Source organism: Hallella absiana (assembly GCF_025457485.1).
Taxonomy (GTDB): Bacteria; Bacteroidota; Bacteroidia; order Bacteroidales; family Bacteroidaceae; genus Prevotella; species Prevotella absiana.
Genome location: NZ_JAMXSP010000050.1, coordinates 1 through 12,246, shown reverse-complemented (window position 1 = coordinate 12,246; position 12,246 = coordinate 1). Strand labels below are relative to the sequence as shown.

Below are 12,246 nucleotides of genomic sequence, written 5' to 3'. Positions count from 1 at the left end.
GGGGTAAGGGGATGGTGGCTACATATTGATGTTGTGCTGTTGCTTTTTACTGAAAGCTGCTACTAACGACTCATAAATCTACCCTTAATCGTGTATTGGATGATAGTTGCGGATTTTAGGATTCAGATAAATTCGCAACATTTCGTTTGCTACTATTTTTGCAACTTTAAAATCGCAAATCGTAGAAAAATTAGGGTCTCTTTCAAAATAAAATGTTTCCATTGTCATTTGAATATCTTGTTTTCCTCTCAGAAAAAAGTACTTATCCAAATGCGTACTTCCCGAACGGTAGTATTTATAGAAATCAATGTTCTTATTGTAGAAATTCTCTAACTGATTCAGTTCATTGATGAAATAATTTTTCAGCACACAATCTTGTCCGTTGGGGCGCATCATTTCGATGTTATACACTTTCCTGTAATAGATTAGTTTACTAAAAAACTTGGGTTTTATTATCTTGAAAAAGAATATTTCATCCATTTCACTTTTGAACTTATAAAACGAAACTATTTCTTTCAATTCCGAGAACCCCTGTTCCAACAGCAATATTATTTGAGGAATATCTTTAATCCTGTCATTTAAATCGAGTTCATGCATCCTGATTTGATGTTCTAATTTTTCTGCAATGTTTTTTATCTTATCTTTCATTTTTATTGATTTTGAGTAAAAAAAAGGATGATATCGTCAGTTGACGACACACAAAGGCGTTCACTGAATTCCGATAGGATTCAGTGAACGCGAAGCAACAACATGTCGCTGAAAGATAATTAGTGATAGATTTGCCAGAAATACATAATACAGAATTTGTTGAAATCAACACCTAATCTTACTTATAACTTCCTTTGATTCCGTAGTCGGTATCCTGATTATTCAGCGATTTAGTACCGACAAGATGAGTTTTTCCGAAATTAAAATTCCAAGTGAGCGTGGCAACGAGAATTCGGGATGCATCGCTAAAACTTTCTCTTCGGAAAGGCGCTTGTGCATTTTTGTTTTCCATAATGGTTCGGGAAACATTCTTAAACGGATTGAACGCACCTATGCCAAAAGAAAAATTAGTCGCATTGTACCGGATAGCCAAGTAGTGATAATTACCATCCTTTATGACGGTTTCGCCGTATAACCTTTCGTCAAAAGGCTGTAGCTGGCCTATCAGCATCCATTTCTTATACATTGCCAAAACATCTGCCCTGTAATAAAAATTAGAATGGGTATGCGAATAGTTGTTCCCACGACTGTCAAAGTGGTTGAAGCCTCCTGTAACCGAAAATTGCAGGAAGTTTTTTATCATCCCTACTTTCAATGTTATCTCCGCATTATACTTATTCCAATCTTTCATGTTTTCGGGCATTGTCAGGAACACATTTCCATGTTCTCTTTTCGATTCCATGATAGGATTGTGTTTGTAGTGATGATGCAGGCTTGCATTGAAAGCGAACAACCCTTTTCTGTTTTCGTAATATAAATTATTATTCAGATTCAGGTACGGTTGAAGCAACAGATTCCCTTTCTCGGCAAGATACGAGTCAAGACGGATTTCCGTGTCGGCCAACTCCATCAGGGTTGGATTCGTTTGACTCATCTCCGCATCATACCGGATAAAAGAATTATCACTGAACCGATAGCCAACCATCGCTTTGGGTAAGAAATGGTAATAGCTTTTGGTAACAGATACATTGGAAAAATGCAGGCGATTCAGGCGAAGTCCCAAGCTATAGCTGAATTTGCCCTTACTATAAAACCACTCTGCAAAAACCGACGATTCCGCCTGATTCAAATCCGATTTGAATTCCTCGCCCTGATTAATTGTCTGCTCTGTAAACGACTGAATATGTTTTATCCCGAATTTCAAATTTCCATGGGCAAATCCTTTTTCGTATATGCCTTCGGCAATCAGTGAATATTTATCGGAAAACAGTTCCGAACGTTCGCTGAAAAGAGTATCAACATCGTTGTATTCGCAGTAATTCCGCGAAGATGCTGCGTTCGCATAACTCCCCACCACATTAGCATATATTTTCTGATTTTTGGGTAAACCATACTGGTAATACAAGTCGATGGTAGGAACATTAATTTTTTGCTGACTTCCGTCAAAAATCAACCCTTTGTCCGTGCCATTCTCTTTTAGAAAACTGTTGAAATCGTTGTGAGGCTGATTGCTCAGATTATATTTCAACTTGGCATTGAAAAAAGCCGAATCGCTCTGCTGATAGTTGTATGTCAGCGAAAAATCATGCATTTGGTACGAATAATCACCTCCGGCACTGATTTCTTCCCTCAATATAGGGGATGAATTTTCAAACTGATAACTACCTGTGCGATTTCTGTTATTCGTGTTGATGCGTTGAAACGTTGCGGTGTAGTTCAAAGCATATTCCGATTTTCCTTTGTTGAATTTGGCAAAGAAAACATCGCCCCCTGCAAGGATATTCAGCGAGTTCATCAAATCCACACCAACAACACCGCCTTTATCATCCCTTACTACCACGTAGTTGATAACTTTGGAAGCATGTCCGTATCGGATACCTGCATAATCCGAATATTCTATCCGCTTGATTTGGCGGGGTTGCAAGGTCTGAATTTCTTCCGGCGTGGTATTTACGCCGTTAATCTGCAAAATGACTTTCCCGCCGTCGGATGATGAAATCGTATTCAGCATCGGATTGATGTTCAAGCCGGGAAGCATCATTGTATTCAGCAATTGCATTCCGTTGGCAGAATGGCTGATTTGCAATTTTGTCGGGAACACAATCCGTTGGTTAATCTTGTTTATTGTGGAAGAAGCAGAAATCACCACTTCCCCAAGTAACAAAACATTTTTATTCAAATACACATCTATTTGTGCTGATTCCGTCAGATTCTGTATCAAAATCCGCTTTGTTTCAAATCCTAAACAGGATACTGACAGCACATAATTATCTGTGGGAAGATTTTCAAATTCAAATCTTCCGATAGTGTCTGTCGTTGTTCCTTTCAGAAAGACTGAATCTTGTTTGAATAGAACGACATTAGCAAACTCAACAGGTGTTTGCGTATTTTGTTGAAGTACTCTTCCTGAAACATGAATCGATTGTCCGGACACACTTAGGCCGGAATACAGGAAAAATACGATAAGATATAATAATCGAGCTTTATTAAAGTCCATACTTGTTTTCTTCCTTAATTCCGCAACACTTTGATTTAACTTTATTTATAAGTTCCTGAGCAACAAAAAGTTGCTCAGGATTTTGCCATGTCAGATTTTTCACTTATCTTAGTATTGCAAATCAAAACAAGCGTAAATCGTAACAAGACATGGCAAAGGTACAAATAAAATCTGAAAAACTCACACCTTTTGGAGGAATTTTTTCAATCATGGAGCAATTTGACTCCATGCTTTCACCTATTATCGACCAGACACTTGGTCAGAGATGCAGCAGTATCATCGGATATCAGTACAGCGAAATTATTCGTTCTCTGATGAGCGTGTACTTCTGTGGCGGTTCATGCGTGGAGGATGTAACATCGCATCTGATGCGTCATCTCTCGTATCATCCGACCTTGCGCACATGCAGCTCTGATACCATCCTCAGAGCCATCAAGGAACTGACACAGGAAAACATCTCATATACTTCCGATAAGGGCAAGACCTATGATTTCAATACGGCAGACAAGCTCAACGCCTTGCTTATAAAAGCCTTGGTTTCCACTGGTGAACTGAATGAGGTGGAAACCTACGATGTTGATTTCGACCATCAGTTCCTTGAAACAGAGAAGTATGATGCAAAACCGACATACAAGAAGTTCCTCGGCTACAGACCTGGCGTATATGTCATCGGTGACATGATTGTCTATGTCGAGAACAGCGATGGCAACACAAATGTGCGCTTTTATCAGGCTGAGACCCACAAGAGATTCTTTGCCCTACTGGAAGCCAACAGCATCCGTGTGAATCGCTTCAGAGCCGACTGTGGTTCGTGCTCGAAGGAAATTGTCAGTGAGATAGAGAAGCATTGCACGCACTTCTACATCCGCGCCAACAGATGCAGTTCGCTCTACGATGACTTGTTTTCACTGAGGGGATGGAAGACGGAGGAAATCAACGGCATCCAGTTTGAACTCAATTCCATTCTTGTTGAGAAATGGGAAGGCAAGTGCTATCGTCTTGTCATTCAGAGACAAAAGCGCATGGATGGAGAGCTTGACTTGTGGGAAGGTGAATACACCTACAGATGCATTCTTACCAACGATTATGACTCATCAACAAGAGACATCGTCGAATTTTACAACAAGCGTGGGGGCAAAGAGCGTATATTCGATGATATGAACAACGGATTCGGCTGGAACAGGCTCCCCAAGTCGTTCATGTCAGAGAACACCGTATTCCTTCTGCTTACGGCATTGATACACAATTTCTATAAGACCATCATTAGCAAGCTTGACACCAAGGCTTTCGGGCTCAAGGAAACGAGTCGCATAAAGGCTTTTGTCTTCAGCTTCATCTCCGTACCTGCCAAGTGGATCATGACAGCAAGGCAATACGTGCTGAATATCTATACAGAAAACCGGGCTTATGCAAGACCTTTCAAAACAGAATTCGGATAAGAATCCTTTCTTTCCGGTTTGAATCTGCGTATTACCTCAAGTCGCATCGTGGGGTAAGGGGATGGTGGCTACATATTGATGTTGTGCTGTTGCTTTTTACTGAAAGCTGCTACTAACGACTCATAAATCTACCCTTAATCGTGTATTGGATGATAGTTGCGGATTTTAGGATATATTCGACGCTCTGCAAGCTGCGGAAAATACCGCTAATAATACGACGCTGAGTGTAGCAATGTAGCAACTAACACGGGGTAGTTAAACGCTACCCCTATACATACCAACAACAACAAATCAATCATGGAAATGGAAGAATTAAAGAGAATTGCAGACAAACTTAATGATGTCTGCGGTGAGCTGTTGAGCCTCGAAAATCTATCTGAGGGGCAGGAAGGCGTACTACAAGGATACGTGGACGTGTTAACCGCCATATCTGAGGGCTTAACTAAATTCAGAAAGTAAATAGAAAAAGGGTGTCACCAAGAAGATGACGCCCTTTTCTATTATTTGCCCTAAAAATGCGTTTTAAGCCATTATTTCATCTCCCGTGGATAACTATCCCACCACGTCCGTTTAGTGCCAAATTTGGGCTAATATTGGGGTGTCTTTGGCTTTTTATTCCATTTCCATTACACCATCACCGCCTATGGGAAGGACATAGAGCCAAACGTGCCCAGCATTGACGAGAGCATTGAGACGCTAAAAGATCTGTCGGCACTGGTCGGGAAGGAGAAAATTATCTGGCGGTACGACCCTGTCCTGCTGACCGACAAATATACGATAGAACAACATTTCGAGACCTTCGACGATATGGCCAGGAGGCTTGCGCCATACGTTGACCGCTGCCTTTTCAGTTTTGTGGTGTGGTATAAGAAGCTGCACATGCCGGAACTGCTGCCGATTACAGAACTGCAGAAAGAACAGATTGCAAGAGGATTGGGTGAGATTGCCGCCAAGCACCATCTGTATATTCAGACTTGTGGGACCAAGGAGAGCTATGAACAATACGGCATCCATAACTGTGGCTGCATGACACGGGCTATTTACGAGCATTCACTCGGTCTGCATTTCAAAAAGGTAGCCGAGAAAGGCAACCGTCCCGGCTGTAAGTGCATGGAGAGCCGGGGGCTCGGCGACTACAACACCTGCATCAACGGCTGCCGGTACTGCTATGCTAACTACGACCATGAGAAGGCAAAGGAGAATTATGCTCTTCACGACCCACATTCTCCATTGATGATAGGACATCTATTGCCCACTGACAAGATTGTCCCTCTATATCAGGAAAGCTACCTCGACAAAGAGCCCAGGTTATTCTAACCGTCTATCGCCGCCACTTAGCCTGCTGGCTCTGCTCGTCGTCCACGTCATTCACGTTCATGCCATGGCCGACTTCATTTTCACGATTAGCATCCTTAGATCCAGCCTGGCTGTCCATTATATTACTGATATTAGGATTAGAACCTGGGAGAGATGAATGCCGTGGCTTCTCTGCCTTTGGCTGATGAGTGCTAACGTGTTTGACAATGCCTCTTGACTCCAAGTAGTTGTCATGGAGCTGACGGACAACTGACTCGCGCAGATTGACGGTCTCACCATTCCATGATACCGCTCCTCTGTGGATGCGCGTACCAAACTGCCGATAGAGGACGCGGTTGATGTCTGCCGTTGTAAGCTTCGGGTTGTCGGTAAGCAGGTCGTCAATCGTCTTCTCAATCTTTGCAAAGCGGGTGGCGGCATCCTCGAACTGGAGAAGTTCTTTGATGCTGAGAAACTCACCACCTTTGAAGACCGTTTTGTTCTTGTGGTCGACAACGATATATCCATAAGGTGTGTCAGCCTTACCGACAAAGACCAGACTGACACCGAACTTACGCTTCATGTGAGCTGCAAGTTCATCCTTGTTTGCAGACAGGTTGCGGTACTTTTGCAGGATGGCACGTAGCTGTTTGCGACGTTTGTCATCGGGCTTGTTCTCTTTCAATGCGTGCCGCATAATGAGCTGCACTTGTATCGTACCTAACTCTTCGCCGTTTCGGTAGAGATGAACCATCGGCTTTTCTTCGTCATCCTTGCATTCATAGCCAAGACTTTCCATGATGGCACAGAATTGGGCTTTGGAAGTATATCGATAAGTAAGTGCGTCTTTGGCAATGTCGTTGACATCAGGTTCCTGCCTTTGACCAGTATATTCCTCCATAATTTTCAGCGTCGCTGCTCTTGAACGGCGTTTTTCATGGTTGTGGTCTATCTTATGACCATCGGGCGCCACACGGGATGTGACGATATGTATATGGTTGTTGTCCGTGTCGTGATGGGCATAGACCAGCAGTGGCTGTCCTTCATCAGCATAACCCATCTCCTTGAGATAACGGTGGGCAATATCGAGAAGCTGCTGGTGGGTGTACTCCGTTCCCTTGCAGCTGACAGCCACATGGAACTGGGCATTTTGGATGTGTGTGTTCCGTAAAGAGTAGTCTATAAAGAACTGCCGGAGCTTTTCGGTGGTGAAGGCTTCGGGTCTAAGTCCAAGAATGTTCTGAGCCTCTAAGAGCGTAGCCACACCTTTTTCAACCTTCATTTCATTGTAGGCGACGGCATGGAAGTTAGCCGATGACGGAAGAATGGTGATAATCATATCAAAAGGGTCAAAAGGTTTATGCCTCTTCTTGCTTGTCATGGATGGCATCCAGCTCAGCCTTGATGCTCCTTATTGCTTGGATTGCATTTCGAGTCTCAGGGATTAGAATGCAGCGGAAGTAACTTTCGTTAAGCTCACCTTCTATGGCCAGCTCATTAGCCCGGTGCATACACTGGTTGAAATTACCTCCCAACCACGAGAGCTGTTGTTGATATTTTTTATAGAACTGTAGGAGTGCCTCCATTGTCTCTATCTTCCCTCTTGTCCGTTTGTCGTCGAAGCGTCGGACGGCATCACGTACCATGGCGCTCACATTTCCTCCATAATTTTTCGCTTTGTTCTGGAACATCTGAGACTCATCTTCTGTGAGACGGATTTCCAAACGGATACATTTCTTCTTCATACGTGGTTGGATGGGTTTATGGTTCATCTAATAAGGATTAGGGAGTTGCGACCGTTTTTCCTCCCCAGCTCTGCTGGCAAGTGACTTTTGAAGTGCACCGAGGTGGTAACCGAGGTGTACGTACAAAAGTACAACTTGCTACTCATGAATGACTCCTCCATGCCATGAAATGAATGATTTATCGTTGTCACAGTTTTGCTAAGTATATGATGATATTTTCCTGATTAAAAGTTCGTTATAATGGTGCATTCCAGCTGCTCTTTGTGTATCGTCCGACGTTCAACCCTCCTTCGATAATACGCAATTATTGCGGAATAAAAGGCGGAAAGTCGACTATCAACACATCAACACATCGACACAGGTCTTATCTCAACACATCGACTTAGTCAACACATCAACACAAGTTGAGAGTCAACACATCGACACAAGTTGAGAGTCAACTCATCGACACAAGTTGAGAGTCAACACATCAACACAAGTCGAGAGTCAACACATCAACACAAGTCGAGAGGCAACACATCGACACGAGTCGAGGTTCAACACGTCGACACAAGTCGAGGGTCAACACATCGACACATGGTGAGGGTCAACATTAGCTGTCTGCGGAAAGAATGCATTGAGGAGCTTTTGTTAGCAGGTCAAAGTTGAGGAAAACGCCATTACGGCTAAAGGCATGTGTAAAGATATTTTGGCAAGTCAAGTCGTCATCACACTTCTCCAAAAGCATTCGAGGGGTCAACATGCTAATACCATCACCAGCCAGTTGCCATCCATGAGCCACCCCACCTTCAACACGTATGAACAAGGTATAGTCACGTGATGAGATTTTCATGTCACGACAGAATATAGGGTTGCGTTTGGTCATAAGGACTGGTGCCTGGCCAAGAATAGTTGAGAAGCATTTCTGCAAGAAATCATTGCGGTCGTCAGTGGTGACAAATGGCGTGTTAGGCCAGACTGTCGGACAGACAACTTCCTCATGAAGAGGACTGAGCATTAGCTTGATGCGTTTGAAGTTGATGCCAAGTTCTTCTTTTAGCTGCTTGCACAGCACGGCTACGAGCAGGCAATGGAAAGGGGTCTCGATAGAGCGGTCAACGAGGGTCAAACTGCATTCTGCCCGTCCTTTGAAGACGTTGCGGAAGAACGCCCAGTGCTCTGGATTCTTAGCGATAATTGACTTGAGGAACTGCCTTGTGGAGGTGTCCTCACGAAAGAATACGTTGAAAGTAAGCAACGATCTTGTGGGGTGTTTTGGGTTGTAAATTATATCCATAAGTTCACGATTGAATCATTAACAAATCATTTGATTATCAGCTAAATAAATACTGTATATGGTTTGGATTATTCAATTATTTTTCGTATCTTTGTATATATATTATAAGAGTAAGAGTTTACAAACATAGTCATTCACCCTCAAATAGAAATCACCATGGCAGTAGCAGCCCTCGTCTTCGTGTATGTGTTCATCATCACGTTCATCATCGTACTCGCTTACTACCTTCTTGTAGGCCTCCTGAAACTCATCGGCTTTATTCTGATGTCGATAATCATCTATCTCGGTTTCTTTCTCCATTGGCTCATCGAGAAAGTCTACCGCAGTATATTTCCCCGTAGGGAAAGGGTGAGCAAGAATTAATTTGTTCATGTCTTTGTCTTGAGATTGTAGGAGGGGCATTCCATCGCGGAGTGTCCCTCCTGTCGTTGTTTAATCTATTGTCATCGTATGAAATCTACTGTTTCTTGGCTTCTGCATTGAGATGAAGCAGGTAGTCGTTCAGGTCGTTGTGGTCCTCAAACATGAAGGAGAGATCAACAGTGCGAGGTGCATAGAGACCGAGGATAGTCTCTGTCGCTTTCCGTCCAGCCTGGTCGTTGTCGAGGTAGGTGAAGATGCGCTCTATATGTGTCATTTCCCTCAGTGCCTTTCCGAGGTTGTTGACAGAATTGAGGATGATGTAGTGCGTCGAGCCATAGCTTGGCAGCCGCAGCTTGCCCATAGCTTGCAGTACACGGAAGGAGAGGAAATCGAAGAAGCCCTCAAAGACGTGGCAGCAGGAGGTGTCAAGTTCTTTAACTTCCTCACCTTTGAGGATGGTGATGTCCTTGCGCCCCATGCAGCCCTTGAAGTACGGGTTGCGAAGCTCATAGCCGCCGGAGCTGTTGGGGAAGCCAAGGGCGAAGTAGCGTTTGCCATGAATCTCATAATGTACCTCACAGCAGTATGATCTGCCAATCTCCAACGGGATGCAACGCTTGGCCAAGTAATCTGCAAGTGCATGATGAGTCAGCGGTTGACTATGGATATTCTTCATTGTCGGTTCCTCTTTTCGCTTGACAGATGGAGGTCTTGCGGGTATCGCGCAGACAGGGATACCCGGCTGGGTCTCCATGCGCTTGAGGATGGCAGCGATGTCGTCGGTGCCGAACAACCTTTTGGCCAACGGGATGATGCCTCCGCCAACACCCTCGCCGAAATCATACCAAAGGTTCATCTCAACGTTGACCTTGAAGGACGGCTTGCTCTCGGCTCTGAACGGAGAGAGATACCATAGTTTGTAACCGCGGACTTGCGCAGGATGGAATCCCATGCTGGCAAGAAAGTCCACCAGACTGATTTGAATTGCTTGTTCTATGCTCATTTTATTTGTGGGTTGAGTTTATTATATATATACACCTTAAACTTAAACCTTAAACTTAGTCGGCAGTGGAGAAGTTGTCGTGATAGTGATAGCCGTCGGGGTCCTTGGTGAGGACTTCTTTCTCCATCAGCCTTTTCACGAGGGCCTTCACGGCATTGGTGCCTCTCTTGTAACCTTTCCCGGCATAGACCATTCGGAGCGTATCAACCAGTTCCGTGTATTTAGCCGGAGGCACATGGCTACCAAAGTACTCACCAAGTATTTCCTGGTGGATGTCCTCGCTCAATGAGGTTAGCGGCACGTCCTTGCTTTTGACGACGGTCACGTGGTAGCCTTCCTCCAAGACCGGCATAGACTCTTCGTTGATGCTGAAGGCGAAAGAGGAGAATTCCCGGTCACGCATGTGCATCGGCCTGACCTCGCTGATGTTGGTGTTCTGCTTATCCTTGCTGATGACGAGCACCGTCTCCGCCTTGTTTTCCAGTTCGGTTCCGATATGCCCACGGGTGTTGTTGTCGTTCTTGTTGAGGTGGAGCACACAGTGGATGTGCAGGTTGTGCTTGCTCGTCCACGCCATCAACATGGTCATGACATCAGTGGCTTCCTTGGCGTTGTTGATGTCGTACATCAGGTCACGGAGACCGTCGATGATGACAAGCCCGTAGCCCTTGCTCTTGCGCAGCGCATAGTCGATGAGACTGATACGCAATGAAGGCGTATATTCGCGCAGTCCTACAAAGGTGATGCGGTCGCAGTCCTTGTTGGTCGGCAGTCCGGCCAGCCGCAGGATCCTCGACAGGACGTTGTGGCAGTGGTAGCGGCTCTGCTCTGTGTCGAAATAGAATATCTTGTCCTTGCCTTTGGGAAGGCACGCCCGGTAGTTCAGCACCCGGTCGTTCTTCAACGCCGCCGCCACGATGGACGAGATGTTGAACGTCTTCTTGCTCTTCGCCTTTCCCGTCGAAGCACTGAAGTTGCCGAAGGTCGCGATCGTGCAGTCGTCCACCCACAGTATCTGCGGGGGATTGTCAGGACGCTCCGATGCTTTTATCTTGCCTTGGTTGAGATAGGCTTCCAATTGCTTGTCGGAGAACTCGCTCTTGAAGAGCATGCCCATCTGGGTCGTGTCAATCGTCTGTTCCTTGTTCTGTTCCATAGTCTTCCTTGTCTGCCGCTCCGACCTTGATGGTCGATTTCCTTATCATTTCCCGAAGCTGTTCCTCCGTGTATGCCTTTCTGCCACGGTGCCGGTTGGTGCCATGTCGTTCTATTCTTCCTGTCATAGCCTATATGCTAAGTCTTGATTTATTGGGCTTGCGCCGATGCGAAGCCATGATTTCATCGTTCATCTTTTCAAATGGAATTCCTTTTCTGTAGGACTCCAGCCACACGACGACCTCGTCCTTGAAGAAGGTGAGGTTCTTGCCGACCTTGACACAAGGCAGGCCGTTGTTGTCAATATGGTAGTACACCGTCGATTTCTTCATGCGTGAGAAGGCCACCATGTCGTCGATGTTCATGGGCACATGAAGGTCGGGCGGAGGCGTAGCGGCTTCCGTCTGACGCTTGTGAATGCTGTGAATGTCGGAAATCATGCCCTCGAGTTTCTCCATCCTCACGAGGATGGAGTCGAGGGCTTGGGGAATCTCATTGAATGTTGCTTCAGTCTTTTCCATTCTTTGTTATGATTAAAATGATGGTGCAAAGGTCGGAAAAGATAGAACGCTGACCAAATGGTTACGCTGGGCAACAGCAAGTAATCATCTAATAATCAGAAGATTCATTCAATGGCTGAGAGGAATCAGGAATTTTATCATTAGGATAGTGGAATCGGTAGTCGTCCTTGCTGTCCGGTTCAGGCCCAAGGGGGATTGTCCGTGGCGGGCAGATGCCGCTGCCTAACCAAAGACAGTAACACATCTATAGAAAAAGAAGGGTATATCCCTTATTCCCTTCAGGCATGACCTGAAGGCTTTCAT

At 45.0% G+C, this 12,246-nt stretch carries 12 protein-coding genes and 1 pseudogene; 4 read left to right on the top strand and 9 right to left on the bottom strand.

All coding sequences use genetic code 11. The annotated features are described in order from the left end of the window. Positions 1 to 84: 84 nt before the first annotated feature. Together NG346_RS13795 and NG346_RS13790 are read right to left on the bottom strand one after the other, a co-directional pair. Complete coding sequence (locus NG346_RS13795; protein WP_052484764.1) at positions 85 to 648, bottom strand: RteC domain-containing protein; 564 nt, start codon at positions 646 to 648, stop codon at positions 85 to 87. A gap of 178 nt (positions 649 to 826) precedes the next feature. Further along, positions 827 to 3,145, bottom strand: coding sequence for a TonB-dependent receptor (locus NG346_RS13790; RefSeq protein WP_262281214.1), 2,319 nt, complete (start codon positions 3,143 to 3,145; stop codon positions 827 to 829). Positions 3,146 to 3,294: 149 nt separating this feature from the next. On the opposite strand from NG346_RS13790, the gene NG346_RS13785 reads away from it, so the two are divergent. The 3 genes and pseudogenes from NG346_RS13785 to NG346_RS13775 all read left to right on the top strand — a co-directional run. Beyond that, positions 3,295 to 4,584, top strand: a complete 1,290-nt coding sequence (locus NG346_RS13785) for an IS1380-like element IS614 family transposase (RefSeq protein WP_005813368.1) — start codon at positions 3,295 to 3,297, stop codon at positions 4,582 to 4,584. A 297-nt stretch (positions 4,585 to 4,881) separates the two neighbouring features. Next, entirely contained in the window at positions 4,882 to 5,043 is a 162-nt protein-coding gene (locus NG346_RS13780) for a hypothetical protein (RefSeq protein WP_262281213.1), read from the top strand. 162 nt (positions 5,044 to 5,205) lie between these two features. Continuing rightward, a pseudogene (locus tag NG346_RS13775) lies at positions 5,206 to 5,901 on the top strand (DUF1848 family protein); the annotation flags it as partial. A 4-nt stretch (positions 5,902 to 5,905) separates the two neighbouring features. Here NG346_RS13775 and NG346_RS13770 read toward each other — a convergent pair. The 3 genes from NG346_RS13770 to NG346_RS13760 all read right to left on the bottom strand — a co-directional run bounded on the left by NG346_RS13770 (position 5,906) and on the right by NG346_RS13760 (position 8,901). Continuing rightward, positions 5,906 to 7,219 carry a relaxase/mobilization nuclease domain-containing protein gene (locus NG346_RS13770; RefSeq protein ID WP_262281212.1) on the bottom strand — a complete coding sequence of 438 codons (1,314 nt, stop codon included), beginning with the start codon at positions 7,217 to 7,219 and terminating at the stop codon, positions 5,906 to 5,908. Positions 7,220 to 7,238: 19 nt separating this feature from the next. Next, entirely contained in the window at positions 7,239 to 7,625 is a 387-nt protein-coding gene (locus tag NG346_RS13765; RefSeq protein WP_262281211.1) for a plasmid mobilization protein, read from the bottom strand. A gap of 592 nt (positions 7,626 to 8,217) precedes the next feature. Next, positions 8,218 to 8,901 carry a hypothetical protein gene (locus NG346_RS13760; protein ID WP_262281210.1) on the bottom strand — a complete coding sequence of 228 codons (684 nt, stop codon included), beginning with the start codon at positions 8,899 to 8,901 and terminating at the stop codon, positions 8,218 to 8,220. A 156-nt stretch (positions 8,902 to 9,057) separates the two neighbouring features. Here NG346_RS13760 and NG346_RS13755 point away from each other — a divergent pair, with 156 nt between their 5' ends. Continuing rightward, entirely contained in the window at positions 9,058 to 9,264 is a 207-nt protein-coding gene (locus NG346_RS13755) for a hypothetical protein (RefSeq protein WP_262281209.1), read from the top strand. A 94-nt stretch (positions 9,265 to 9,358) separates the two neighbouring features. Here NG346_RS13755 and NG346_RS13750 read toward each other — a convergent pair whose 3' ends face one another. The 4 genes from NG346_RS13750 to NG346_RS13735 are packed head-to-tail and all read right to left on the bottom strand — an operon-like array spanning position 9,359 to position 11,943. After that, positions 9,359 to 10,267, bottom strand: a complete 909-nt coding sequence (locus NG346_RS13750) for a toprim domain-containing protein (protein ID WP_262281208.1) — start codon at positions 10,265 to 10,267, stop codon at positions 9,359 to 9,361. A 55-nt stretch (positions 10,268 to 10,322) separates the two neighbouring features. Continuing rightward, positions 10,323 to 11,423, bottom strand: a complete 1,101-nt coding sequence (locus NG346_RS13745; RefSeq protein ID WP_262281207.1) for an AAA family ATPase — start codon at positions 11,421 to 11,423, stop codon at positions 10,323 to 10,325. Beyond that, complete coding sequence (locus tag NG346_RS13740) at positions 11,395 to 11,550, bottom strand: hypothetical protein (RefSeq protein ID WP_262281206.1); 156 nt, start codon at positions 11,548 to 11,550, stop codon at positions 11,395 to 11,397. The genes NG346_RS13745 and NG346_RS13740 overlap by 29 nt, the downstream gene beginning before the upstream one ends. A 3-nt stretch (positions 11,551 to 11,553) precedes the next feature. Then, positions 11,554 to 11,943: a helix-turn-helix domain-containing protein gene (locus tag NG346_RS13735; protein ID WP_262281205.1), complete on the bottom strand. Its 390-nt coding sequence runs from the start codon at positions 11,941 to 11,943 to the stop codon at positions 11,554 to 11,556. Between the last annotated feature and the right edge of the window lie 303 nt (positions 11,944 to 12,246).

Coding starts and splice junctions, on each gene's coding strand:
- NG346_RS13785 (WP_005813368.1), top strand. CDS start 3,295: ATGGCAAAGGTACAAATAAAATCTGAAAAACTCACACCTTTTGGAGGA.
- NG346_RS13770 (WP_262281212.1), bottom strand. CDS start 7,219: ATGATTATCACCATTCTTCCGTCATCGGCTAACTTCCATGCCGTCGCC.
- NG346_RS13790 (WP_262281214.1), bottom strand. CDS start 3,145: ATGGACTTTAATAAAGCTCGATTATTATATCTTATCGTATTTTTCCTG.
- NG346_RS13740 (WP_262281206.1), bottom strand. CDS start 11,550: ATGACAGGAAGAATAGAACGACATGGCACCAACCGGCACCGTGGCAGA.
- NG346_RS13750 (WP_262281208.1), bottom strand. CDS start 10,267: ATGAGCATAGAACAAGCAATTCAAATCAGTCTGGTGGACTTTCTTGCC.
- NG346_RS13745 (WP_262281207.1), bottom strand. CDS start 11,423: ATGGAACAGAACAAGGAACAGACGATTGACACGACCCAGATGGGCATG.
- NG346_RS13795 (WP_052484764.1), bottom strand. CDS start 648: ATGAAAGATAAGATAAAAAACATTGCAGAAAAATTAGAACATCAAATC.
- NG346_RS13760 (WP_262281210.1), bottom strand. CDS start 8,901: ATGGATATAATTTACAACCCAAAACACCCCACAAGATCGTTGCTTACT.
- NG346_RS13765 (WP_262281211.1), bottom strand. CDS start 7,625: ATGAAGAAGAAATGTATCCGTTTGGAAATCCGTCTCACAGAAGATGAG.
- NG346_RS13755 (WP_262281209.1), top strand. CDS start 9,058: ATGGCAGTAGCAGCCCTCGTCTTCGTGTATGTGTTCATCATCACGTTC.
- NG346_RS13780 (WP_262281213.1), top strand. CDS start 4,882: ATGGAAATGGAAGAATTAAAGAGAATTGCAGACAAACTTAATGATGTC.
- NG346_RS13735 (WP_262281205.1), bottom strand. CDS start 11,943: ATGGAAAAGACTGAAGCAACATTCAATGAGATTCCCCAAGCCCTCGAC.